25 protein-coding genes are annotated in these 22,919 nt (G+C 61.4%); all 25 read right to left on the reverse strand.

What is annotated here, in order from left to right; all coding sequences use genetic code 11:
* Window positions 1–783: a flagellar biosynthetic protein FliR gene (fliR, locus tag CKW29_RS12080; protein ID WP_095145692.1), complete on the reverse strand. Its 783-nt coding sequence runs from the start codon at window positions 781–783 to the stop codon at window positions 1–3.
* 3 nt (window positions 784–786) lie between these two features.
* A complete protein-coding gene (gene fliQ, locus CKW29_RS12085) occupies window positions 787–1,056 on the reverse strand; it encodes a flagellar biosynthesis protein FliQ (RefSeq protein ID WP_093417060.1) in 270 nt (89 codons plus the stop codon).
* 24 nt (window positions 1,057–1,080) lie between these two features.
* Window positions 1,081–1,830, reverse strand: coding sequence for a flagellar type III secretion system pore protein FliP (fliP, locus tag CKW29_RS12090; protein WP_095145690.1), 750 nt, complete (start codon window positions 1,828–1,830; stop codon window positions 1,081–1,083).
* Complete coding sequence (gene fliO / locus CKW29_RS12095) at window positions 1,830–2,216, reverse strand: flagellar biosynthetic protein FliO (RefSeq protein ID WP_095148629.1); 387 nt, start codon at window positions 2,214–2,216, stop codon at window positions 1,830–1,832. Before fliO ends, fliP begins: the two co-directional genes overlap by 1 nt.
* A gap of 45 nt (window positions 2,217–2,261) precedes the next feature.
* Window positions 2,262–2,720, reverse strand: coding sequence for a flagellar motor switch protein FliN (fliN, locus tag CKW29_RS12100; protein ID WP_095145687.1), 459 nt, complete (start codon window positions 2,718–2,720; stop codon window positions 2,262–2,264).
* A 69-nt stretch (window positions 2,721–2,789) separates the two neighbouring features.
* Complete coding sequence (gene fliM, locus CKW29_RS12105) at window positions 2,790–3,758, reverse strand: flagellar motor switch protein FliM (protein WP_095080140.1); 969 nt, start codon at window positions 3,756–3,758, stop codon at window positions 2,790–2,792.
* 9 nt (window positions 3,759–3,767) lie between these two features.
* Window positions 3,768–4,268 carry a flagellar basal body-associated protein FliL gene (gene fliL / locus CKW29_RS12110; protein ID WP_095145684.1) on the reverse strand — a complete coding sequence of 167 codons (501 nt, stop codon included), beginning with the start codon at window positions 4,266–4,268 and terminating at the stop codon, window positions 3,768–3,770.
* A 268-nt stretch (window positions 4,269–4,536) separates the two neighbouring features.
* Window positions 4,537–5,814, reverse strand: coding sequence for a flagellar hook-length control protein FliK (locus CKW29_RS12115; protein WP_095148570.1), 1,278 nt, complete (start codon window positions 5,812–5,814; stop codon window positions 4,537–4,539).
* Window positions 5,815–5,895: 81 nt separating this feature from the next.
* Window positions 5,896–6,240, reverse strand: coding sequence for an Hpt domain-containing protein (locus CKW29_RS12120; protein ID WP_095145682.1), 345 nt, complete (start codon window positions 6,238–6,240; stop codon window positions 5,896–5,898).
* 30 nt (window positions 6,241–6,270) lie between these two features.
* On the reverse strand, window positions 6,271–7,977 hold the full coding sequence (locus CKW29_RS12125; RefSeq protein WP_095145681.1) for a fused response regulator/phosphatase: 1,707 nt from the start codon (window positions 7,975–7,977) through the stop codon (window positions 6,271–6,273).
* Between the two features lie 5 nt (window positions 7,978–7,982).
* The gene (locus tag CKW29_RS12130; RefSeq protein WP_095145680.1) at window positions 7,983–8,288 is read right to left on the reverse strand and encodes an STAS domain-containing protein; all 306 of its coding nucleotides are present in this window, start codon (window positions 8,286–8,288) and stop codon (window positions 7,983–7,985) included.
* Window positions 8,289–8,378: 90 nt separating this feature from the next.
* Window positions 8,379–8,828 carry a flagellar export protein FliJ gene (gene fliJ / locus CKW29_RS12135; protein ID WP_095145679.1) on the reverse strand — a complete coding sequence of 150 codons (450 nt, stop codon included), beginning with the start codon at window positions 8,826–8,828 and terminating at the stop codon, window positions 8,379–8,381.
* Window positions 8,829–8,833: 5 nt separating this feature from the next.
* On the reverse strand, window positions 8,834–10,192 hold the full coding sequence (fliI, locus tag CKW29_RS12140; protein ID WP_095145678.1) for a flagellar protein export ATPase FliI: 1,359 nt from the start codon (window positions 10,190–10,192) through the stop codon (window positions 8,834–8,836).
* Window positions 10,182–10,985, reverse strand: coding sequence for a flagellar assembly protein FliH (fliH, locus tag CKW29_RS12145; protein ID WP_095145677.1), 804 nt, complete (start codon window positions 10,983–10,985; stop codon window positions 10,182–10,184). The genes fliI and fliH overlap by 11 nt, the downstream gene beginning before the upstream one ends.
* A gap of 4 nt (window positions 10,986–10,989) precedes the next feature.
* Window positions 10,990–12,009 (reverse strand): flagellar motor switch protein FliG, encoded by a 1,020-nt coding sequence (gene fliG / locus CKW29_RS12150; RefSeq protein WP_095080149.1) that lies wholly within the window; start codon window positions 12,007–12,009, stop codon window positions 10,990–10,992.
* Complete coding sequence (fliF, locus tag CKW29_RS12155; RefSeq protein WP_095148571.1) at window positions 12,002–13,789, reverse strand: flagellar basal-body MS-ring/collar protein FliF; 1,788 nt, start codon at window positions 13,787–13,789, stop codon at window positions 12,002–12,004. The genes fliG and fliF overlap by 8 nt, the downstream gene beginning before the upstream one ends.
* 15 nt (window positions 13,790–13,804) lie before the next feature.
* Complete coding sequence (gene fliE, locus CKW29_RS12160; protein ID WP_095148572.1) at window positions 13,805–14,134, reverse strand: flagellar hook-basal body complex protein FliE; 330 nt, start codon at window positions 14,132–14,134, stop codon at window positions 13,805–13,807.
* Between the two features lie 130 nt (window positions 14,135–14,264).
* Window positions 14,265–15,665 carry a sigma-54 dependent transcriptional regulator gene (locus tag CKW29_RS12165; protein ID WP_095148573.1) on the reverse strand — a complete coding sequence of 467 codons (1,401 nt, stop codon included), beginning with the start codon at window positions 15,663–15,665 and terminating at the stop codon, window positions 14,265–14,267.
* Window positions 15,666–15,670: 5 nt separating this feature from the next.
* The gene (locus CKW29_RS12170; RefSeq protein WP_095145673.1) at window positions 15,671–16,870 is read right to left on the reverse strand and encodes a PAS domain-containing sensor histidine kinase; all 1,200 of its coding nucleotides are present in this window, start codon (window positions 16,868–16,870) and stop codon (window positions 15,671–15,673) included.
* A gap of 110 nt (window positions 16,871–16,980) precedes the next feature.
* On the reverse strand, window positions 16,981–18,456 hold the full coding sequence (locus tag CKW29_RS12175; protein WP_095148574.1) for a sigma-54 dependent transcriptional regulator: 1,476 nt from the start codon (window positions 18,454–18,456) through the stop codon (window positions 16,981–16,983).
* Window positions 18,457–18,628: 172 nt separating this feature from the next.
* On the reverse strand, window positions 18,629–18,925 hold the full coding sequence (locus tag CKW29_RS12180; RefSeq protein ID WP_095145671.1) for a flagellar protein FliT: 297 nt from the start codon (window positions 18,923–18,925) through the stop codon (window positions 18,629–18,631).
* Window positions 18,926–18,949: 24 nt separating this feature from the next.
* Complete coding sequence (gene fliS / locus CKW29_RS12185) at window positions 18,950–19,339, reverse strand: flagellar export chaperone FliS (RefSeq protein WP_095148575.1); 390 nt, start codon at window positions 19,337–19,339, stop codon at window positions 18,950–18,952.
* A 150-nt stretch (window positions 19,340–19,489) separates the two neighbouring features.
* Window positions 19,490–20,875, reverse strand: coding sequence for a flagellar filament capping protein FliD (fliD, locus tag CKW29_RS12190; RefSeq protein WP_095145669.1), 1,386 nt, complete (start codon window positions 20,873–20,875; stop codon window positions 19,490–19,492).
* Window positions 20,876–20,956: 81 nt separating this feature from the next.
* Window positions 20,957–21,310, reverse strand: coding sequence for a flagellar protein FlaG (locus tag CKW29_RS12195; RefSeq protein WP_095145668.1), 354 nt, complete (start codon window positions 21,308–21,310; stop codon window positions 20,957–20,959).
* Window positions 21,311–21,384: 74 nt separating this feature from the next.
* Complete coding sequence (locus CKW29_RS12200) at window positions 21,385–22,809, reverse strand: flagellin (protein WP_095145667.1); 1,425 nt, start codon at window positions 22,807–22,809, stop codon at window positions 21,385–21,387.
* Window positions 22,810–22,919 lie beyond the last annotated feature (110 nt).

Consider the following 22,919-nt stretch of genomic DNA (forward strand, 5'->3'; position numbering starts at 1 on the left):
TTAGCGCGCCTGTGCCATATCGCGCAGCAACTGCAAGGCTTCAGTGGCCAGCGGTTGATACTGATTGAGAATGTCGCCCAGGCTGATCCAGAAGATCACCAGGCCCAGCACCAGGGTCAGCGGAAAGCCGATGGAGAAGATGTTCAACTGCGGCGCTGCCCGGGTCATGATCCCGAAGGCAATGTTGACCACCAGCAGCGCAGTGATCGCCGGCAGCACCAGCAACATGGCCGCGCCCAACACCCAGCCCAGCTTGTTGGCGATCTCCCAGAAGTGCGTGGTCAACACCGCACTGCCCACCGGCAAGGTAGTGAAGCTTTCAGCCAGCACTTCAAACACCACCAGATGGCCATTCATGCCGAGAAACAGCAGGGTCACGAGCATGGTCAGAAATTGCCCGATCACTGCCGCCGACACGCCGTTGGTGGGGTCGACCATGGAGGCAAAGCCCATGCCCATCTGGATCGAGATGATCTGGCCGGCCACCACGAACGCCTGGAAGAACAGCTGCAAGGCGAACCCCAGCAGGCCACCGATAAGGATCTGTTCGGCGATCAGCAGCAGGCCGCTGAGGTCCAGCGGGTTGACCGCCGGCATCGGTGGCAGCCCGGGCATGATCACCACCGTGATCGCCAGCGCGAAGTACAGCCGGATACGCTTGGGGACCAGCGTCGTGCCCACGATCGGCATGGTCATCAACACCGCGCCGACCCGGAACAGCGGCAGCATGAAGCTGGCCACCCAGGTACTGATCTGCGTGTCGGTCAGCGCCAGCAGCGACATGGCTTAGCCGATCAACTGCGGAATACTGCCGTACAAGCGCAGGATGTATTCCATGAAGGTTTGCACCAGCCACGGGCCGGCGACGATCAGCGTGACCAGCATCACCAGCAGGCGCGGCAGGAAGCTCAGGGTCTGCTCGTTGATCTGGGTGGCCGCCTGGAACATCGCCACCAGCAGCCCCACCAACAGGCTTGGCACCACCAGCACCGCCACCATCAGGGTGGTCAGCCACAGCGCCTCACGGAACAGGTCTACCGCTACTTCAGGAGTCATATCGCCCTACCCGTCCACTCATGGCTACACACCGCCGAAACTGCCCGCCAGGGTGCCGATGATCAACGCCCAGCCATCCACCAGCACAAACAGCATGATTTTGAACGGCAAGGAAATGATCAACGGCGAGAGCATCATCATGCCCATGGCCATCAGCACACTGGCCACCACCAGGTCGATGATCAGGAACGGAATGAAGATCATGAAACCGATCTGGAACGCAGTCTTGAGCTCCGAGGTGACGAAGGCCGGCACCAGGATGGTCAGCGGCGCCTGCTCCGGCGAGGCGATGTCGGTCCGCTTGGACAGGCGCACGAACAGCTCCAGGTCACTGCTGCGAGTCTGCGCCAGCATGAAATCCTTGATCGGCACCTGGGCCTTGGCCACCGCATCCTGAGCGGTCATTTTCTCCGCCAGATAGGGTTGCAAGGCGTCCTGATTCACCCGGTCGAACACCGGCGCCATGATGAACAGGGTCAGGAACAGTGCCATGCCGGTGAGGATCTGGTTCGACGGCGTCTGCTGCAAGCCCAGGGCCTGGCGCAGAATCGAGAACACGATGATGATCCGGGTGAAACTGGTCATCAGCATGACGAACGCCGGAATGAAACTCAGCGCGGTCATGATCAGCAGGATCTGCAGGCTGACCGAATACTCTTGGGCGCCCTCGGCGTTGGTGCCCAGGGTGATGGCCGGAATCGACAACGGATCGGCGGCAAACGCCAACGGCGCGGCCAACATCAGGAGCAGCGTCAGCAGGACTCGCAACGGCATTACTTCTTATCCTTGTCTTTACCCAGCAACTCCATCAGGCGCTGGGCAAACTCGGGGGTGGCCTGCTCGGTGCTCGGCACCGCCACCGGTTCTTTCAGTACATGCAGTGGGGTGATGGTGCCCGGCGTCAGCCCCAACAGGATCTGCTCGTTGCCGACCTGCACCAGCACCAGCCGATCACGCGGCCCGAGGGCACGCGAGCCGATCAACTCGATCACCTGCCCTTTGCCCGCCGGACCCGCCTGCTGCACCCGACGCAGCAGCCAGGCGAGGAAGAAGATCAACCCCAGCACCAGCAGCAAGCCCAGCACCAGCTGAGTCAACTGCCCCGCCACACCACTGCCGACCGCAGGCGCCGCCACGGCCGTCACCGGTTCGGCAGCCATGACGGTGAATGGCAAGGTCAGCAACACACCGAGAAACGTCTTCACTCAGCGCAGCTTCTTGATGCGTTCGCTGGGGCTGATCACGTCAGTCAGGCGGATGCCGAACTTCTCGTTGACCACCACCACCTCGCCGTGGGCGATCAAGGTGCCATTGACCAGCACGTCCAGTGGTTCGCCCGCTAGGCGATCCAGCTCGATCACCGAACCCTGGTTCAACTGCAGCAGGTTGCGGATGTTGATGTCGGTGCTGCCGACCTCCATGGAGATCGACACCGGAATGTCCAGAATCACGTCCAGGTTCGGACCGTCGAGGGTCACCGGCTGGTTATTCTTCGGCACGCTGCCGAACTCTTCCATGGGCAGGCGGTTGGACGGCGAGCTCGCCGCATCAGCTGCCAGCAAGGCATCGATGTCGTCCTGTCCGGCGTCACCGGCTTCTTCCAGCGCCGCAGCCCATTCATCAGCCAGCGCCTGGTCGTCCTGGGAATTCATATCGTTAGCCATCATTTGTCCTCGGCGGGCTGCCGTTCAATTGGAAGCCGTCATTTAAAAGCGAATAGGGACGAGCGCCGGTCAGCGGCGCTCGATCGGCTCGATCACCTGCAACGCCAGGTTGCCTTTGTGGGAGCCCATCTTGACCTTGAAGGCCGGCACGCCGTTGGCGCGCATGATCATGTCTTCCGGCATCTCCACCGGGATCACATCCCCCGGCTGCATATGCAGGATGTCGCGCAGGCGCAGCTGACGACGGGCGACGGTGGCACTCAATGGCACGTCGACGTCCATCACGTCCTGGCGCAAGGCATTGACCCAACGTTCGTCCTGGTCGTCGAGGTCGGACTGGAAGCCCGCATCGAGCATTTCGCGAACCGGTTCGATCATCGAGTACGGCATGGTCACGTGCAGGTCGCCGCCTCCGCCATCGAGCTCAATGTGGAAGGTGGAGACCACCACGGCCTCGCTCGGCCCGACGATGTTGGCCATGGCCGGGTTCACTTCCGAGTTGATGTACTCGAAGTTGACTTCCATGATCGCCTGCCAGGCTTCCTTCAAGTCAATGAAGGCCTGCTCCAGCACCATGCGCACCACGCGCAGTTCGGTGGGCGTGAATTCACGGCCTTCGATCTTGGCGTGACGCCCGTCACCGCCGAAGAAGTTGTCCACCAGCTTGAACACCAGCTTGGCGTCGAGAATAAACAGCGCGGTGCCACGTAGCGGCTTGATCTTGACCAGGTTGAGGCTGGTGGGTACGTACAGCGAGTGTACGTACTCGCCGAACTTCATCACCTGCACACCGCCGACTGCAACGTCAGCCGAGCGCCGCAGCATGTTGAACATGCTGATGCGGGTGTAGCGGGCGAAACGCTCATTGATCATTTCCAGGGTCGGCATGCGCCCCCGGACGATACGGTCCTGACTGGTCAGGTCGTAGCTTTTGACACTGCCCGGTTCAGCAGCGGTATCGGTCTGTACCAGACCATCGTCGACGCCATGCAACAGCGCATCGATCTCATCCTGGGACAGCAGGTCCTGCACGGCCATGTCGTGTTCCTACTGCAGTACGAAATTAGTAAAGAGCAACTGCTCGACCACTACCTTGCCGACTTCTTTCTGCGCCACTTCCTGCACGCTGGCAGTGGCTTTCTGGCGCAGCATTTCCTGACCGACCGGGGTGGCCAGGGTGTCGAAACTCTGTGCGGAGAACAGCATGACCAGGTTGTTGCGGATCACCGGCATATGCACTTTCAGCGCATCCAGATCGGCCTGGTTGCGCGCCTGCAGGGTGATGCTCACCTGCATGTAGCGCTGACGGCCATTGTGGTTGTAGTTGGCAATGAACGCCGGCGCCATGGGCTCATAGATCGCCACGGGCTTGCCAGTGCCGGTCGACTCCGCCACGGGCTCAGGCTTGCTCTGAGCGCTGTGCATGAAGTACCAGGTCGCCCCCACGGACAGGCCGACGGCCAGCAGCAACGCCGCCACAATCACCAGGATCAGCTTGAGTTTGCCTTTCCCGGCGGGGTCTTTTACTGCTGCGTCGCTCTTCGCCATGCCAATAATCCGTCACTATTCGGGTTTTCACAGTCGCACGGCAAGGCAAGAGCAAGTGTTATGCCAGAAGTGTCGGGGCGCACTCATGCGACTCAATAACACATGAAGGCTGCCCTTGTGGCGAGGGCGCTTGCTCGCGCTGGCGTGCGCAGCGCGCCCTGACAAGGTCGTGGCGGTCTATCGGGAAGACCTTTGCGAGGTTTTTTGGGCTGCTGTGCAGCCCTGCGCGAGCAAGCTCGCTTGCCACTGGAGTGGGTTCTGCGTTCAGTCAGGCGTAGTAATCGACCGCACTGGTGCCAATCACACTGGTGGTGCTGGCGGCGACTTCGGTCACGCTGACCGAAGGCTCATCGGCGGTCGCGTCCAGGCGCGCACCGCTGGCCGAAGTGCGCCCGCTCTGCCCCTGCTGAGCCTGCTCCTGGGACCCCCGGGACTGGTCGGACACGTTGACGTCGACCTGCCCCATGCCTTGCTGCACGAACATCTCGCGCAACCGGTGCATCTGCCCGTCCAGCGCTTCGCGAACCCCGACGTGGGCGCTCATGAAGGTCACCTGGGTCTGTTGATCCGGAATCAGGTTGACGCGGATATCCAGGCGCCCCAGTTCGGCCGGCTGAAGCTGAATCTCGGCGGCCTTGAGGTTGGCACTCGACAGGTACATGACGCGATTGACCACTTCTTCGGTCCAGCCGCTTTGATGCATGGCGATCGGCTGGTTGACCGGCAGCGCATTGGTGGTTTTCGGTGTCGCCGCCTGGGTCAGCGCCGCCAGGCGGCTGGCAAAATCGTCGACGCGGGTGTCGCTGCTGGCAGCGCCCAGGTCCTTGAGCCCGTCGTCCAACAAGCCGGTGAAGGCTTTTTCGCCCCCCTGGCCGGTGCTGTCCTTGTCGGCTTGCAATTCAAGCATGCTGGCCATGCCGGCGGAGAAGTGTTGCGCCGGCGTCGGCTCGCCATCGAGCGCAGCCGGGGCCAGCTTGGTCTGGGCCTGCGTGGACGCAGAGACGTGACCGCTCTGCTCCATGGCCAAACGCACCGCGGGCAGCGCATCGAGCGGATCGGCTTCAGGGTCGAATGCCGGCGCGGTGACGGTTTGAACCGAGGCGGCAATGGCAGCCTCGGCAACCGGGTCCGCCGCGACCACGGCCGCTGAGTCAGCAACCGGTGTCGGCGCTGTTGGCTGTGCATCCACCCGCAACGCCGGGTCCAGGGGTAGCGTATCGTCCGTTGCGGCCTGGGCGCCGTCGGGTTTATCGATGTTGTCGGCAGGCAAGGTTTTGCCGCTACCGGCAACCACAGGGGCCGCAGCGGCAGGCGCATCACTGGCGACATCCTTTTTGGCCGGACCTTCGGCAGCCTTGTCACGTGGCGTCTTTGCCACTGCGTCAGCAGTCACGGGGGATTTTCCCCAGGCCTGACCGGCAAACACGCCGGCAAAGCTGGCGGCCTTGTCCCCTGGCGCCACGGGCGCCGCCGGGGCATTGGCGGGGCCGGACTGAGGTTTGGCCTTGGCGCTCGCCTGAAGAAGCAGGTGTGGGGAAAGGGGCATGGCAGTCTCCGCTGCACGGGAATCGTAGGTAAAGTCAGTGGAGATGACTGCAAAGGTCGGGCCAGCCTTGCCCGGCGGCGACTAAGAGCGCCGGCGCTCGGCTTCATAAAGCGGCCGGACAATCTCGAACTCACCGTCGATTTCGCCTACCAGTCGCGCAATGACGGCCGGGGGGGTCGTATTTTTTTTGGCACGCTGTTCCAGTTCACCGCAGAACTCGGCCAGGCGCAGCGCTCCCATATTGCCGCTACTGCCCTTGAGGCTATGGGCCACATTGATAATCTGCGCGACGTCGTCCGCCTTGCGCAGTAAGCGCAAACGCTCTTCGGAGTCAGCAAGAAACGCATCCAGCAACAGCGGATACTCTCCCTCCATGACTTCCTGCAACGCACTCAACACGTTGTGATCCAGATGTGTCTCAGTCACTTGTTCGCTCCTTGATCAAGAATGTACGGATTATGCCTGAGCGTCCCAGGAAAACTCCACGCGGGCCCGTCGACCATCGTCCGACCAACAGGCGTTGTGGCTCAATTGACGGATCAGGCTCACGCCTCGCCCCGACAAGCGGCCGACGTCCGACGGTCGGTCCATCACGCGCTGCACATCGAAACCATTGCCGCTGTCTTCAACCTCTATCACCAGGCACCCGCCAGCCCCTTGGGGCACTACCTGCAAATGCACCCGCAGGTAGCCGTCCGCAAGCTGCTCAAGGCGCTGATTGCGCAGCTGATAATAATGCGCAAACCCCGACACGTCGCGCTTGATGCTCGAATCCAGCCCCAGCACGCCATGCTCCAGCGCATTGGAGTAAAGCTCGGCCAGCACACTGTAGAGCGCGCCGCTTTGCGCGCGCAATCCATGCACTTCCAGCAGCAACTGCAGCAGATACGGCAGCGGGTTGAAGCGCTTGAGGGTGGCGGCACGAAACTCGAAGCTCACCGACCAGTCCAGCGGACAGGACTGACCACTGTCGGAATACACCGGCACTGGCGGGCTGACGTGCTCAGGCTCCAGCAGGCTGATCTCGACCATGCTCACGTCATCCCGCGCCCCACCACCAAAGTCGCGCAGCGCCTGCTCGATCTCCTCGAACAACCGCTCTGGCTGACGATTGTCGGCAAACACCTTGTGCAGACGCTCGACGCCGAACAACTGCTCGTCGGCATCGCAGGTATCGATGACCCCATCGGACAACAGGAACACCCGATCCCCCAAAGCCATCGGGAACACGTCAGTGCGATCGTCGAAGGCTTCGGGGCTCAACACACCCAACGGCAAATGCCGCGCGGTCAGCGGCCTGCGCTCGCCGGTGGCGATGTCATGCAGGTAGCCATCCGGCATCCCGCCATTCCAGACCTCGACCGAGCCACGCTGAAAACTCAAGGACAGCAAGGTCGCGCAGCAGAACATGTCCACCGGCAGGATACGCTTGAGTTTGGCATTCATTTCCCGCAGGGTTTCGGCCAGGCCATAGCCCTTGGCGGTCATGCCGTAGAACACTTCAGCCAGTGGCATGGCGCCAACCGCCGCCGGCAACCCATGGCCGGTGAAATCGCCGAGCAGCACCTGCATGTCACCGGATGGGGTGAACGCGGCCAGCAGTAAATCCCCATTGAACAGCGCATAGGGGGATTGCGAGTAGCGGATGTTTGGCGCGCTCAGACACCCCGAATGGGCAACCTTGTCGAACACCGCCTTGGCCACGCGCTGTTCGTTGAGCAAGTAATCGTGATGCCGGGTGATCTGGTCGCGCTGCTCCAGCACCGTGGCCTGCAAACGCCGCAAGCGATCCATGGCCTTGATCTTGGCCGCGAGGATCACCTGGTTATAGGGTTTCGCCAAAAAGTCGTCACCACCGGCCTCCAGGCAACGGGCCAGCGCCTCGCTTTCGGTCAGGGACGTCAGAAAGATGATTGGTACCAGGGTCTCCCCGGCCAGTTGCTTGATCTGGCGCGCCGCGTCAAAGCCGTCCATCACCGGCATCATCGCGTCCATCAACACCAGGTGGGGTCGCTGCTGGCGGTACAGCTCGACCGCTTCGACACCGTTGGCGGCCACCAGCACCTCGTGCCCCTGGCGCCGCACGATACTCGACAGCAACAAGCGATCGGCGGCACTGTCTTCCGCGATCAATACCGTCAGGGACTCCGCCAACGGCGCCATGGCGATCAACTGATGTCGAACAGCTTGTCGAAGTTGGAGATCGCGAGAATCTTGCGCACGTCAGTGCTGCTGTTGACCAGGCGCACGTCGGATTCATCCCCACCGGCATGGTCGCGCAGCAACAGCAACATACCCAGCGCCGAGCTGTCGAGGTAGGTGGCGTCCTTGAGGTCAACCACCACCGAGCTGAGCTGATCATCGAGCTTTTCGTAGGAGTCGCGAAATTCCTGATGCTTGGCGAAATCAAACCGTCCCTTGATCGATATCGTCAGTTTTTGTCCATCCGCTGAGACTTCGGTGATGACTGACATGCTAAAGCTTCCTTGTCATTGGCAATCGTGTACAAGGTTTAGCACCTGCACAGGGCATGTTCAAGGAATGAAATCGACACCCCTCCCCCATCAATACGGACTCTCTCGCGGCAACCGCTGGGAAAGCTCATCCAGCAGCTTCTGCTCGCGCTTGTCTTCAAGCTGGCGGGCCTCATCGATATAGCGTTGCACCAGCTTGCGCAGGCCTTCAACCCGGGCGTACGCCTGCTGCCAGGCGTCCCGCGCCTTGTCCAGGTTGTTCTGGTGCCAGGCCAGGCTCTGCCGCTGCTGGTCGATCGCGGTCCCCAGCTGCACCAGAAACCCTTGGTAACCCAGCAACCATTGCCCGGAAACCCCCTCGCGGCCGCGCTCTACCCAGCGTTCCAGGTATTCCAGGCGAAAGCCGTCCAGGTCGGCCAGCTTGGTTTCCGCCAGCCGAACCTGCCCCTGGAAATACCCCAGGCGCTGGACAGCAGTCTTCTCGGCCTTTTCAGCCATGTCGACCACCGGTGCCAGGCGCGTTGCGCGGCTTTGGGCCATAGCGGTCAGCCCCCGGCCGCCGGCGCGAAGATCGTCTCCAGGTGCGCATCGCTTTCACCCAGGCCGATGTTGTCGTTGAGCCCCTGGCGCAGGTACTTGACCATGGTCGGCTGCAAGGCAATGGCGGTGTCGGTCTCACGGTCACCACCGGCCACATAGGCACCGACGCTGATCAGGTCGCGACTCTGTTGATAACGCGACCAGAGCTGCTTGAAGTACTGGGCACGGCGCATGTGCTCGGGCGAGACCACCGACGGCATGACCCGGCTGATGGAGGCCTCGATGTCGATTGCCGGGTAGTGCCCTTCTTCCGCCAGGCGCCGCGACAACACAATGTGCCCGTCGAGCACGCCCCGCGCTGAGTCGGCAATCGGGTCCTGCTGGTCGTCGCCTTCGGACAGCACGGTATAGAACGCGGTGATCGAACCCCCTCCGGCCTCGGCGTTACCGGCCCGCTCCACCAGTTTCGGCAGCTTGGCGAACACCGAGGGCGGATAGCCCTTGGTCGCTGGCGGCTCGCCGATGGCCAGGGCGATTTCCCGCTGGGCCTGGGCGAAACGGGTCAGGGAGTCCATCAGCAACAGGACATTCTTGCCCTTGTCGCGAAAGTACTCGGCGATTCGCGTGCAATACATCGCTGCGCGCAGGCGCATCAGCGGCGCATCGTCGGCGGGGGACGCGACCACCACCGAGCGCTTGAGGCCTTCTTCACCGAGAATATGCTCGATGAATTCCTTGACTTCACGGCCCCGCTCACCGATCAGCCCGACCACAATAATGTCGGCCTCGGTAAAGCGGGTCATCATGCCCAGCAACACACTCTTGCCCACGCCGGTACCGGCGAACAGGCCCAGGCGCTGGCCACGCCCCACCGTCAACAAACCGTTGATGCAACGAATGCCTACGTCCAGCGGCTGGCTGATGGGGTCGCGATTGAGCGGGTTGATGGTCGGGCCATCCAGCGGCACCCAGTCTTCGGCTTTCATCCCGCCCTTGCCGTCCAGGGCACGGCCGGCACCGTCGAGTACACGCCCGAGCATGCTCATGCCCATCGGCAAGCGGCCGTTGTCGGCCAGCGGCACGACCCGGGCGCCAGGCGCAATGCCGGCGACACTGCCCACCGGCATCAGGAATATTTTATTGCCGGAAAACCCCATGACCTCGGCTTCCACCTCGATCGGGTGATAGCTGTTGTCGTTGATCACCCGACAACGACTGCCCATGGCCGCGCGCAAGCCCTCGGCCTCGAGCGTCAGGCCGACCATGCGCAGCAGGCGCCCTTCGAGGATTGGCTGGCCCGGCAGTTCGACGGCGTCGGCGTAGCCACTCAGGCGCTTGCCGAAACTGGTGCGCTCAAGACGCATCAAGGCAGTCCACTGGCTCTGGCCGGGCAGGCGCTTTCGCGGGAGCGGACAAGTCGATCGACAGGTCCGCCTCGGCCGGGTGCAGCGCCTGCTCGTGCAGTTGATCGAGCAACTGCGCCGTGGCCTGGGTGATCCGGGTTTCCACCGTGGCATCGATGCGGCTGTGTTCGGTCTCGACACGGCAACCGCCAGGCAGCAGGGCTTCGTCCTCGACGATGCGCCAGGTTTCCTCATGACGCTCGCGCAAGGCTTTGACCTGCTCGAAATCCTGCGGATTGATGTACAGGCGCACGTTACCCACGCCCAGCGGCAACAGCTTGAGGGCCTCGCGCATGACGTGTTCGATTTGCGAGGAGTCGATGGCCAGCTCGCGCTGAATCACCTGGCGGGAGATGTGCCGGACCAGGGCCACCAGGCCTTTTTCGATTTGCGTGTCCTGCTCGGCGATGGGCTCGAACAGGTGGCTCATCAGTTGCTCAAGGCTGGCCAGCTTCGCCGCCAAGGCCACTTCCGCCTCCTGGCGGACCTTGAGGGTGGTGCTGTGAAAGCCTTCTTTCTCGCCGGTGGCAAACCCTTCGTTCCAGGCTTCCTGGCGAATGCTTTCAAGCTCTTCGAGGGTCAGCGGCTGGACTTCCTCCAGCGGCACCTCTTCGATTTCCGGCGGCTCGGGTTCAGGCTCGGGTTCGGGCTCCGGGACAAACGGATCGAAACTGGGCAACGACCAGATGTCGAACCCACTGACATCACGCGCACGAATCAGGTCAGTGGGCGACTCATCACTCTTGGAGGCCATAAGGTCAGATCATTTCTTCGCCGCCCTTCCCGCCGAGAACGATTTCTCCGGCTTCGGCCATACGGCGGGCAATGGTGAGGATTTCCTTTTGCGCGGTTTCCACATCGCTGACGCGCACCGGGCCCTTGGCCTCCAGGTCGTCGCGCAGCAGTTCGGCGGCACGCTTGGACATGTTCTTGAAGATCTTGTCCTTGACGCCTTCGTCGGACCCCTTGAGGGCCAGCACCAGCACGTCGGAGGAGACTTCGCGCAGCAACGCCTGGATGCCACGGTCGTCGACGTCGGACAGGTTGTTGAACACGAACATGAGGTCTTCGATCTGACCGGACAGGTCCTCGTCGACTTCGCGGATCGAGTCCATCAACTGGCCTTCGATCGAACTGTCGAGGAAGTTCATGATGTCCGCCGCGCGCTTGATGCCACCCAGGGTGGTGCGCGAGGCATTGGAATTGCCGGAGAACTGCTTTTCCAGAATCTGGTTCAGTTCCTTGAGTGCCGCTGGCTGTACCGTGTTCAGCGAGGAAACCCGCAGGATGATGTCCAGCCGCACCTTGTGGTCGAAATTACCCAGCACTTCACCCGCCTGGTCCGGGTCCAGATAGGCCACGACAATGGCCTGGATCTGCGGGTGCTCGTACCGGATCACGTCCGCCACCGCGCGCGGCTCCATCCACTTGAGGCTGTCCAGGCCGCTGGTATTGCCCCCTAGCAGGATCCGGTCGATCAGGCCGTTGGCCTTGTCCTCGCCCAGGGCCTGGGTGAGCATTTTGCGGATATAGCCATCAGAGCCGACGCCCAGGCTGGTCTGGTCGCCGACGATGTCGACGAACTCGCTCATCACCTGTTCGACCTGCTCACGGTGCACATTACCCATTTGCGCCATGGCCACGCCCACTCGCTGGACCTCTTTGGGCCCCATGTGGCGCAACACTTGCGCGGCATCGGTTTCGCCCAGGGACAGCAGCAGAATCGCGGCTTTGTCGACCCGGCTGAGTTTGGCGATAGCGGCTCGGTTATCACTCATCTGCGTTAATCCACTCTTTCACGACCTGGGCCACACGACCCGGATCTTCGGCCACCAGGCTCTTGATTGCGTTCAACTGTGCGTCATAGCCTTCGCTCGGGCTAGGCAACAGGATGCTTTGCGGACCGCCGAGGCTGACGCGATCGTTACCCAGCTCGCCATCCAGACCGCCCAGGCCGCCGAGCTCGGAATCACTGCCGATACCCGCCAGCTGCCGATCCTTACCGCCACCGGTGATGTTGTTGAGCACCGGACGCAGCACGCCGAACACCAGCACCAGGATGAACAGCACACCCAGCACTTGCTTGACGATGTCCCAGAACCACGGCTGCGAGTAGAACGGAATATCGGCAATCACCTCGCCGCGCTCGGCGGAGAACGGCATGTTGATCACACTGACGCTGTCGCCACGGCTGGCGTCGAAACCGACCGCGTCCTGAACCAGGCGGGTGAAGCGCGCCAGTTCATCGGCGCTCCACGGCGCTCGGCTGGTTTCGCCGTTGGCCGGGTTGATCTTGACCTGATCATCGACCACCACCGACACCGACAGGCGATTCAAGCGCCCCTGTTGCTGCTTGGTGTGGCTGATGGAGCGGTCAAGCTCGAAGTTCTTGGTCGACTGCTGGCGCTTGTCCGCCGGGTACGGGGCCAGCATCGGCTGACCCGTGGCCGGATCCATGATCTGCTGGCCGTTGGCATCGAGCAACGGTTGACCAGGCTGCACCATGCCGGCCGAAGCGGTCGCGCCACCGGTGGTTTGCGGCGCCGAGGCCGGTGCCGGAGGCTGATTGCTCAACGCGCCGGGAACGCCTTGCGGGCCGTTGCTGGCGGTGCGCTGCTCGGACGTCGACTGCTCGCTGCGCAACGCCGGCTGATCAGGGTTGAACTGCTCGGATGTCGATTCGACCGCACTGAAGTCCACGTCGGCGGACACTTCGGCCTTGTAACGATCGTTACCCAGCACCGGCTGCAGGATGTTGTGCACACGCTGGGTGAGCATGCTTTCCATGCGGCGGCTGTAGTCGAACTGCTTGCCGGCCATGGTCAACGCGGAGTTTTCCGCCTGGTCGGAGAGCAGGTTGCCCTTCTGGTCGACCACGGTGATTTGCGATTTACTCAATTCCGGAACACTGGTCGCCACCAAGTTGACGATGGCCAGCACCTGACCCGGCTCCAGCGAGCGCCCGGCATAGAGTTCAACCAGTACCGAAGCGCTGGGCTTGCGCTCGTCACGCACGAATACCGAACTCTTCGGGATCGCCAGGTGCACGCGAGCGCCCTTGACGTTGTTCAGGCTGGAAATGGTGCGCGCCAGTTCGCCTTCAAGGCCGCGACGATAACGGGTCGCCTCCATGAACTGGCTGGTGCCCAGGCCCTGGTCCTTGTCGAGAATTTCGAAGCCGATGTTGCCGTCGGTGGGAGTGACACCCGCGGCGGCCAGTTTGAGCCGCGCACGCGGCAGGTCATCGGCCTTGACCAGCAAGGCGCCGGAATTGGGTTCTACGGTGTAAGGAATGTCAGCGGTGGCCAGGGTTTCCATGACCTGCTTGGCATCCATCCCGGCCAGGCTGCCGTACAGCGGCCGATAATCGGGTTGCTGCGACCACAGCACCACGGCAAAGCCAATCGCCACACTGGCGGCCAGGCCGACCAACAGGCCGACCTGACGCAGCATGGTCATCTCGGAGAGGTTTTCCAGGAAGGACAACCCAAAGAGCGGCGGTTTGCCGTCGGTGGGCGCGACCTTGGCCGGAACGTTATCGGCGACTGCTTCTGCCATGACTCAATCTCGTCCTTAAACCGGCATCTGCATGATGTCTTGGTATGCCTGAACCAACTTGTTACGCACCTGGGTCAGTGCCTGAAAGGAGACGCCGGCTTTTTCCTTGGCGATCATCACATCGGTCAGGTCGACACCGCTCTTGCCGATCTCGAACGCGGTGGACAACTGGGTCGACGCCTGCTGGGTTTCGTTGACCTTGTTGACGGCCTGGCCGAGCATGTCGGCGAAGCTGCTGCCAGCCAGTTCCGGCACGGCGACGCCAGCCTTGGGCGCAGCCATGGCGTCCATTTGCATGGCCCGCATGTCCAGCATCAACCGGTTGAATTCAATTCCTTGACTCATGGACTACTCTCTCTGACGACCCGCAATTTTTTGACACTCACTCGGCGGATAGAGTGGTGTTAGCAACAAGGGTGCCAGCTCCATGGCGACGCTCGACAAAAGCCCTGTCCGGGCTTTACTCACACAAGGTTCAGGTCGCGAATAAACAGGCCTCGACGTCCATGCCGGCATCACGCATCTGCGCCAGCTTGTAGCGCAGGGTCCGCGGACTGATGCCCAGGCGCTCGGCGGCTTCCTTGCGCCGCCCGCGCTCGCTGCGCAGGGTGTCGATGATCATCTGGAACTCATGACGCCGCAGGTCATCGCCCAAGACCCCGGCCGATTCTGCCTGGGGCGTCTTGACCTCCTGCGCCCGCGACGCCACGTGAGCAGGCGTCAGGACCGGTAATGGCGCACAAGCCACCGGCCCGGACAGACAAAAGTCCTGCGGTTGGATCAACCCGCCCTGCTGCAAAATCAGCGCTCGCTGAATGGCGTTGTCCAGCTCGCGCACATTGCCCGGCCAGGGATAACCGATCAGGCACGCCTGCGCCTCAGGCGAAAGCCTGGCGGCGGTATGCTTCATTTTACTGACGTGCCGGGCCAGCAGGCGCTCGGCCAGCGGCAGAATGTCGGCAGTGCGTTCGCGCAGCGGGCGCCAGGCCAGCGGGAAGACCGACAAGCGATAATAGAGGTCCTCACGAAAACGCCCCGCCGCCACTTCCGCCGCCAGGTCGCGGTTGGTGGTCGCCACCACACGAATGTCCAGGGCAATCGGCTTGCGCGCACCCACGCGCTCAACCTCGCGCTCCTGCAACACGCGCAGCAGCTTGGCCTGCAAGCCCAGGGGCATCTCGGAAATTTCGTCGAGCAGCAGGGTCCCGCCGTCGGCCTGCTCGAACTTGCCGACCTGAGCGGCAATCGCCCCGGTGAACGCACCTTTCTCATGCCCGAACAGCGTCGCCTCGAGCATGTTGTCCGGGATCGCCGCACAGTTGATCGCAATGAACGGCTGCTGGCCGCGTCGCGAGTGCTGATGAATGTAACGCGCCAGCACTTCCTTGCCGGTGCCGGACTCGCCCGAGATCAGCACCGTCGAATCACTGCGTGCCACCCGCACCGCGAGCGCCAACAACTGTGCGCTGGCCGGCTCGAACGCCACCGGCCCTTCGTCCTCTGCACCGCCCAGGCTGCCCAGGGCATGCCGCGCCACCAGGTCGAGCAACGCCTTGGGCTCGAACGGTTTGACCAGATAGTCCGCAGCGCCCTGGCGCATCGCATCCACCGCGCGCTCCACGGCGCCATGGGCGGTCATCAGCAGCACCGGCAGGTGCGGGTAACGAACCCGCAGTGCGCCCAACAACTGGTGGCCGTCCATGCCCGGCATGTTGACGTCACTGATCACCAGATTGAAGGACTCGCCAGCCGCCACACTCAGTGCCTCTTCGGCCGAACCCACGGCGCGATAGTCGTGACCGGCCAGCAGCAGCGTATCGGCCAGTGCCTCGCGTAGCGCGCGGTCATCCTCGACCAGCAGAACCTTGATTGTCATTGACCTCACTCCAGTCCTTGAGCGCTGGAAAACAACGGCAGGTCGACCCGTGCACAGGTGCCGCGACCCGGCCGCGAGCGCAGCTGCAATTGTCCCTGATGAGCCCGCGCCACGGCCTTGACCACGGTCAGGCCCAAGCCGGTGCCGGTGGCCTTGGTGGTAAAAAACGGCTCCCCCAGGCGCTCAAGCACCGAGGCATCGATCCCTTCGCCGTTGTCACTGACGCACAGCCGCAGGGTATTGCCACGGCGATAGGCATGCACTTTCAAGCGCACATCGCCAGCGCTGGCCTGAATGGCGTTTTCAAGCAGGTTCAGCAGTGCGCCAACCAGCGTGTCGCGATTGCACAGCAACTCGCCGGCATGGGTGTCGCACTGCCAACGGATCGGCAAGCCCTGGACGTGAGTCTGGGCCGCCGCCTGCAGCGATTGCATCAGCGCCTTGGGGGTCACGCGATCCGTCAGCGGCAACTCGCCGCGGGCAAACACCAGCATGTCACGCACCTGGTGCTCCAGCTCGTGCAAGCGCTCTTTCAAACGGCCGGCAAAGCGCTGCTGGGTCGCCACCGGCAACGCCTGCTCGGCCAGATGGCTGGCATAGAGCAAGGCCGCCGACAGCGGCGTGCGGATTTGATGGGCCAGCGAGGCGACCATGCGCCCCAGGGATGACAAGCGCTCATGACGCGCCAGTTGACCTTGCAGATGACGGGTTTCGGTCAGGTCGTTGAGCAGCACCAACTGGCCCGGCTCGGCATCCAGAGAACGGGTGGCGATCGACAGGCGTCGACCGTCCTTCAAGGAGACTTCATGACCGTCGTCGTCACGGGGGGCGAAACTGCGCGCAATCACCTGGCGCCACAACTCGCCTTCGAGGGGCAGACCGAGCAATTCCTCGGCGGCCGGGTTGGCTTCGCGCACGATGCCCTGAGCATCGATGACGATGACACCGCCAGGCAACAGATCAAGGAGGTTTTGCAGGCGGTTGGCCAAGCGTTCTTTTTCGGCCAGCTCCTGCATCCGCTGGGCACTGACCACCGCCAGCTCACCCTTGAGTTCGGTGACCCGGGCTTCCAGCATGCTGTAGGAGTCGGTGAGTTGGCTCGACATCTGATTGAACAGCGCGAACGCCTGCTCAAGACCAAGCCGGCTTGCCTGCTCTACGCAGGGCGTGTCGGGGACTGGAGACATCTGGGCGGCGTGGGGCATCGTGCTCTCTCGCTTGGCTGACCGTCAGTTAAACGGAACGTTGCGAGGGATGTAGCAATACCCGTGCCTAAAAAAAACTGCCCATTATTCAATGAGTTGAAAAACAGGCGTCAATCCTCCGCCTGTTCTTCTCCATCACGACGGCTCATGCCGTACTTGCGCATCTTTTCCACCAGGGTGGTGCGGCGAATGCGCAGGCGCTCGGCCGCGCGCGCGACAATCCCGTTGGCATCATCCAGTGCCTGCTGGATCAGCCCTTGCTCCAGGCCACCCAGGTAATCCTTCAGGTCCAGGCCTTCGGGCGGCAACAGGGCGTTGGCCGTGAAGTCCGGGGTATGCCCGTTGATGGCCACCCTCTCTTCCAGATCGCTGCGCAGGTTGTCGACCATTTGCTCGTCTTCGTCATCGACGTAGCGAAACTTCTTCGGCAACTCGACCACGCCGATCACCCCGTACGGGTGCATGATCGCCATGCGCTCCACCAGGTTGGCCAGCTCGCGGACGTTGCCCGGCCAGCCGTGGCGGCACAGCGACATGATCGCCGCCGAGTTGAAACGAATGGAACCGCGCTTCTCGTGCTCCATGCGCGAGATCAACTCGTTCATCAGCAACGGGATGTCCTCGACCCGCTCGCGCAGGGGCGCCATTTCGATGGGGAATACGTTCAAGCGGTAATACAGGTCTTCGCGGAAGCTGCCGACCTCGATCATGCTTTCCAGGTTCTTGTGGGTCGCGGCAATGATCCGCACATCGACGCTCTGGGTCTTGTTGCTGCCCACGCGCTCGAAGGTACGCTCCTGCAACACCCGCAGCAGCTTGACCTGCATCGGCAACGGCATGTCGCCGATTTCGTCGAGGAACAGGGTGCCACCGTTGGCCAGCTCAAAACGCCCGGCACGGCTGGTGATCGCCCCGGTAAAGGCGCCCTTCTCGTGGCCGAACAGTTCGCTTTCCAGCAACTCGGCCGGGATCGCCCCGCAGTTGACCGGCACGAACGGCGCGTCGCGGCGCTTGGAGTGATAGTGCAGGTTGCGCGCCACCACTTCCTTGCCCGTGCCGGACTCACCGAGGATCAGCACGCTGGCATCGGTGTCGGCAACTTGCTGCATCATCTGGCGGACGTGTTGAATCGCCCGGCTGGTGCCGACAAGGCTGCGGAAAAGATTGGGTTCACGATGACGACCGCGCTCACGGGCCTGGTCGTACATCTCGCGATAGACCTGGGCACGGTGCAGGGAGTCGAGCAACTTGCTGTAGCTGGGCGGCAGTTCCAGGGTGGAAAGCACCCGGCGGCGCTGTTCATCAGGCAGGTCAACGGAAGAATTATCGCCCATTAACAACACCGGAAGGAACTCATCCCAGGTAGCGAGTGTCTTTAACAGACTCGACAACGTACCAGGAGCACTTACCGTCCCGATGAGGACACAGATGACTTCACGACTGGATGACAACGAACCGACAGCCTGCTGCCAATCATGGCTACCACAGGGTAAATTTTCTTCACCGAGAAAATTTAAAATCACCGCCAGGTCGCGGCGGCGGACGCTATCGTCATCAATCAGCAGAATCTTGGTTTCACGCCACATGCAATAGCAACTTCCCTGGTCAACTCATATGCCCGAACAAAGAGGGCAATCTAGACGCCTGCCGGCACATTAAGCCTGATAGACGCCTGAAAACTCGAATCAGCCACTAGTTAAGTCAAAAAACCGTGCATAGTCAAATTTATGGCGCACTAAAATCGGATTAACTGAACCGTTAACCGAACAGGTGGTAAACCTTTGCCGCTTTTTGCGCCTGATTGATCTGCGACATCTCGTCGACGATTGCCTGGCGTTCGCCTGTCGTCACTTCCAGCAGCTGTCGATAAACCGCCAACAGACTCTCCAGTTTTTCGCGCAAGGCACCTTCATCCGTCGACGCCTCGCTCAGTACCTCATCGATACAGGTGCGGCACGTCTCATCCAGTTTGCCGATGGCATCCCAGTTGCGCTCGAGCAACGCACCGATCAAGGCCTCGCGGGTGTCGTCAATCCGTTGCAGTGCATGGCTCATGACATGTTCCTCAGGCCGAACGGCCTATTCTGCCGCAATAGCATCCCAACCACTCTTGACCGTGATCAGCAAACGCGTCACTTCGTCCATGATTTCGACGTCGTTCTGCAGATTGGCTTCCATCAGCCGGTTGGTCATGTACACATACAGGCTTTCGAGCTGCTGCACATAATCCGGAATATCACTTTTCTCGGCGTCCAGACCATCACGCAAGCCGATAATGATATCGATCGCCTTGCCGAGCATCAGGCCCTTCTCCGCGATGTCGCCACGCGCCAGCGCGCCCTTGGCCTGAGCAATGCGGTCCAGCCCGCCTTCCATCAGCATCTGCACCAGGCGATGAGGGCTGGCTTCAGAGATCTGGGCATGGGAATTGACCTTCTGATATTGGCGAAGGGCTCTCATGGGATTCATGTTTCTACCTCGTGACAGGCGACCACTATAAAGTCGGGTTCTGGTCTTTGTTTCGACTGTGCCGCAAAAAACTTTAGGGTCGACGGACTGCTCAAGAAAAAACCCGGGCGCCTCGCAAGGTCAGCCCGGGCTGCTTAGCCTTGGAACGGATCAGCTGTCCTTGGGATTGTTCAGCGCGTTGAGCGTGGTCATGATGCTGTCGCTCTGTGCACGCAACTTGGCTACCAGGGAGTCCATGGCGGTGTACTTGGACGTGAGGCTGGTTTGCAGAAGCGTCATGCGTTCATCCAGCTTGTCTTGCTGCTTTTTCAGATCATTCAGGCTTTCGCTCAGAGACTTCGAACGCTCGGCCAGCGTCCCGGTGCTTGCCTTGGCGTAATCGTCCGTCACGGCGGTCATGCGCGCGATCAGGCCGTCCTTGCCAGTGAAGATACTGGTGATGTCCGCCGCATTGGTGGTCATCGCCTTGTCCCACTTCTTGTCATCGAGGGTCAACAGCCCTGTCGTCGAGTCAGTACTGATGCCGAACTGCGCCAGGGACTTATAGGTACCCGTGCCTGACAGCGCGTTCAGCTCACTACGAATCGAGTTGACCAAGGTGCGCATTGACGCATCACCAGTCATGGCACCCGCAATCGGATTGCCATCCGCCCCCATGGTGACCTTGGTCTCGGTATTGATCGCTTTCATCAGCGCGTTGTAGGTGTCGACAAAACCCTTGACCCCGGATTTGAGCGCCGAGTTGCTGGTGGTCACGGAAATGGTGGTCGGGGTTGGCTTGGGCGCACCGGCCGCCGTCGGCGAAACCGACAGCAACTTGATGCTGACACCACTGACCGCTTCAGCAATGGTGTTGCTCTTGGACTCCATCGCGATGCCGTCGATGGTGTACTTGGCATTCTGTGGCACGTCGATCACGGTCGCACCGGTGTCGAGGCCAGAGTTGCCGGACAATGTCAGGTCCGAGCCAACGCCCATGGTGGTCGAGGTCAACACCAGCCGTGAACCTGTAGAGTCGGTGAGGATGTTGGCACTCAGGCCAGAGGTGGAAAACTGCGTGTTGATCGAGTCACGCACCTGCTGCAAGGTCGCCCCGGCCGGCACACTCAAATCATAGTTCTTGCCCGACTGTGAAATCGTCAAGGTGGTCGGCGTCGTGCCACTGTTGACCACCGTCGAGGCACCACCGGCATAGGTTTGGGTCGACAGTTTGGAGGCGCTGGCCAACTGCCCGACCACCAGCGCAAAACTGCCGTTGGCGGCGCCATTGCCCGCGGTCATGGTGGCGACCTTCTCGTCCGAGGAGGACGTGACCAGGCCACGGAAACTGTTGTCCGTGCCCATGGTGGTCAGGGCGCCACGGAAAGCATCCAGCGCCGCCTGAATCTTGCCGATCGACGACAGCGAGGTGGTTGCTTTCAGCGTCTGGGTGTTGATCTGTGCTTGCTTGGGCGCCTTTTCCGCGTCCACCAAGGACTTCACGATCGCCTGGGTATCGATGTTCGAACCAATACCGCTAACCGTTGTACCCGCCATCGTCTATCTCCTTGTTCAGTGGCTGCCGCTTTCTTGACGACGTGCGCCGCAAGCGCAGGCAGCAACAAAATTCATGCCAGCTCAGACCTTGTCGTCAAACAGCAGGCTGCTGGCGTCCGTCAGGCTTTGCGCCAGTTTCAATGCGGTTTCCGAAGGGATCTGGCGGATCACGTCACCACTGTCGGTGGCGATGACCTTGACCACGACCCGGCCGGTGGAATCATCAATGGAAAAGTCCAGTTTGCGCTGGGCCGCTTGTACGAATTCTCGAATATCGGTGACTGCTTTTTCCAGCTCATCGCGCTTGGGTTCCGAGAGCTTCGACACCCCGGCTTCAGCCTTCGACTTATCAACAGGCGCTGCGGCCAACGGCGTTGCACCTTGTGTGGCCACGGCTGCTGGATAAGCCAGGTTCAACTTCACGCTCATGTCCATGCCTGATCTCCTCTTCACGAAAATGACGAAAGGGCACGTAAACGCGCCCTTCCGTCAGTCACCCAGTGTCGCTATTACTGAAGCAGCTTCAGTACAGCGGATGGCAGTTGGTTCGCTTGCGACAGGATCGCGGTCGAAGCCGATTGCAGGGTTTGTTGCTTGGTCAGCTCTGCAGTTTCAGCAGCGAAGTCTACGTCTTGCACGGTGGAACGAGCAGCGGTGGAGTTCTTCTGGATGTTCTGCAGGTTGTCGGCAGTGGTGGTCAGACGGTTTTGGGTAGCACCCAGACCCGAACGAACGCCGTCGATGGTGCCGATAGCCTTGTCGATCACAGCCAGCGCGTTTTGTGCGTTGGTGATGTCGGTAACGTCGGTCTCGGAGATGGTTTTCTTGGTCGACGAGATAGTCGCGGCACCAAACACGTCGGATACGCCAGTACCGGTATCGCTCAGGGAGTAGCCTTTGGCCGAATCCAGGGAAACCTGACCATTGACAATCAGATCAGTACCACCCAAGGCCGCTGCAGTTGCGAAACTACCAGCGCCGTCTTTTGCGCCAACCAGGATGTTCGCTTGAGCGTTGGCGTCAGCGCCCGAGAACACCAGGTTTTCGCCCGAATCGGACTTGACTGTCAGATTCGAAGTCGCTTCGTCGTAGTTAACGCTGATGCCCAGCTTGGCAGAGTTGGACTTCAACTGGTCAGCCAGGCTGGCCAGATCGGTTACACCGACAAAGTCAACTGCGCCGCTGGTACCAACAGCCAGCTTGAAGTTTGACGGGGTAGCAGCACCCACTTCCAGTTTCACTTCGGTGCTGGCGGTAGCGGTCAAGCCACCAATCGAACCATTCAACTTGCTGGCGATTTCTTGTGCGGAAGCTTTGGCGCCATAGGTGATGGTGTTGGATTGACCGTTGCCGGTAACAGTGATATCACCGCCCGCCAGGCCTCCTGCACTTGGCGCGATGGTGCCACTTTTGATTTGCTGCGAACCGATGTTGCTGGCCGCTACGTTTTCCAGGCTCAGGTTGATGGTTTCGTTGGCGTTGGCGCCGACCTGGATAGCCTTGGTGCCGTAGGAGCCGTCCAGCAGCTTCTGGCCACCGAAGGTGGTGGTCTGGGAGATACGGGTCAGTTCGGAAGTCAGTGCCTGGTATTCGTCGTTGTTCGACTTACGGTCGTCAGCGCTCAGGGAACCGGTAGCCGAGGATAGGGCCAGGGTACGCATTTTCTGCAGGATGTCGGTCGAAGCCTGCATCGCGCCTTCAGCGGTCTGAGCGATGGAGATGCCGTCGTTCACGTTCTTGACCGCTTGGCCCAGGCCGTTGATCTGGCTGGTCAGGCGGTTGGCAATTTGCAGGCCGGCAGCGTCGTCTTTAGCGCTGTTGATACGCAGGCCGGAAGACAGGCGCTGCATGGAAGTGGCCAGGGCGCCGCCCGCTTTGTTCAGGTTGCCCTGAGTAGTGATCGACGCAATGTTAGTGTTTACGGTTAAAGCCATGACGAAATCCTCGTTGGATGGATACTGCGGCTTCCGGCCCTGGCAACCGCCGGGTGTGGCCTAGAGAACCTTCGTAATAGTTATCGTCGTGAACACACTTTGCTTGAGCG

The sequence above is a fragment of the Pseudomonas sp. Irchel s3a18 genome, from assembly GCF_900187535.1.
In the GTDB taxonomy this organism is placed as follows: domain Bacteria; phylum Pseudomonadota; class Gammaproteobacteria; order Pseudomonadales; family Pseudomonadaceae; genus Aquipseudomonas.

Coding starts and splice junctions, on each gene's coding strand:
- fliR (WP_095145692.1), bottom strand. CDS start 783: ATGTCGCTGCTGGCGCTGACCGACACGCAGATCAGTACCTGGGTGGCC.
- fliQ (WP_093417060.1), bottom strand. CDS start 1,056: ATGACTCCTGAAGTAGCGGTAGACCTGTTCCGTGAGGCGCTGTGGCTG.
- fliP (WP_095145690.1), bottom strand. CDS start 1,830: ATGCCGTTGCGAGTCCTGCTGACGCTGCTCCTGATGTTGGCCGCGCCG.
- fliO (WP_095148629.1), bottom strand. CDS start 2,216: ATGGCTGCCGAACCGGTGACGGCCGTGGCGGCGCCTGCGGTCGGCAGT.
- fliN (WP_095145687.1), bottom strand. CDS start 2,720: ATGGCTAACGATATGAATTCCCAGGACGACCAGGCGCTGGCTGATGAA.
- fliM (WP_095080140.1), bottom strand. CDS start 3,758: ATGGCCGTGCAGGACCTGCTGTCCCAGGATGAGATCGATGCGCTGTTG.
- fliL (WP_095145684.1), bottom strand. CDS start 4,268: ATGGCGAAGAGCGACGCAGCAGTAAAAGACCCCGCCGGGAAAGGCAAA.
- CKW29_RS12115 (WP_095148570.1), bottom strand. CDS start 5,814: ATGCCCCTTTCCCCACACCTGCTTCTTCAGGCGAGCGCCAAGGCCAAA.
- CKW29_RS12125 (WP_095145681.1), bottom strand. CDS start 7,977: ATGGCGCCGTTGGCGGAGTCCCTGACGGTATTGATCGCGGAAGACAGT.
- CKW29_RS12130 (WP_095145680.1), bottom strand. CDS start 8,288: ATGTCAGTCATCACCGAAGTCTCAGCGGATGGACAAAAACTGACGATA.
- fliJ (WP_095145679.1), bottom strand. CDS start 8,828: ATGGCCCAAAGCCGCGCAACGCGCCTGGCACCGGTGGTCGACATGGCT.
- fliI (WP_095145678.1), bottom strand. CDS start 10,192: ATGCGTCTTGAGCGCACCAGTTTCGGCAAGCGCCTGAGTGGCTACGCC.
- fliH (WP_095145677.1), bottom strand. CDS start 10,985: ATGGCCTCCAAGAGTGATGAGTCGCCCACTGACCTGATTCGTGCGCGT.
- fliG (WP_095080149.1), bottom strand. CDS start 12,009: ATGAGTGATAACCGAGCCGCTATCGCCAAACTCAGCCGGGTCGACAAA.
- fliF (WP_095148571.1), bottom strand. CDS start 13,789: ATGGCAGAAGCAGTCGCCGATAACGTTCCGGCCAAGGTCGCGCCCACC.
- fliE (WP_095148572.1), bottom strand. CDS start 14,134: ATGAGTCAAGGAATTGAATTCAACCGGTTGATGCTGGACATGCGGGCC.
- CKW29_RS12165 (WP_095148573.1), bottom strand. CDS start 15,665: ATGACAATCAAGGTTCTGCTGGTCGAGGATGACCGCGCGCTACGCGAG.
- CKW29_RS12170 (WP_095145673.1), bottom strand. CDS start 16,870: ATGCCCCACGCCGCCCAGATGTCTCCAGTCCCCGACACGCCCTGCGTA.
- CKW29_RS12175 (WP_095148574.1), bottom strand. CDS start 18,456: ATGTGGCGTGAAACCAAGATTCTGCTGATTGATGACGATAGCGTCCGC.
- CKW29_RS12180 (WP_095145671.1), bottom strand. CDS start 18,925: ATGAGCCATGCACTGCAACGGATTGACGACACCCGCGAGGCCTTGATC.
- fliS (WP_095148575.1), bottom strand. CDS start 19,339: ATGAATCCCATGAGAGCCCTTCGCCAATATCAGAAGGTCAATTCCCAT.
- fliD (WP_095145669.1), bottom strand. CDS start 20,875: ATGGCGGGTACAACGGTTAGCGGTATTGGTTCGAACATCGATACCCAG.
- CKW29_RS12195 (WP_095145668.1), bottom strand. CDS start 21,310: ATGGACATGAGCGTGAAGTTGAACCTGGCTTATCCAGCAGCCGTGGCC.
- CKW29_RS12200 (WP_095145667.1), bottom strand. CDS start 22,809: ATGGCTTTAACCGTAAACACTAACATTGCGTCGATCACTACTCAGGGC.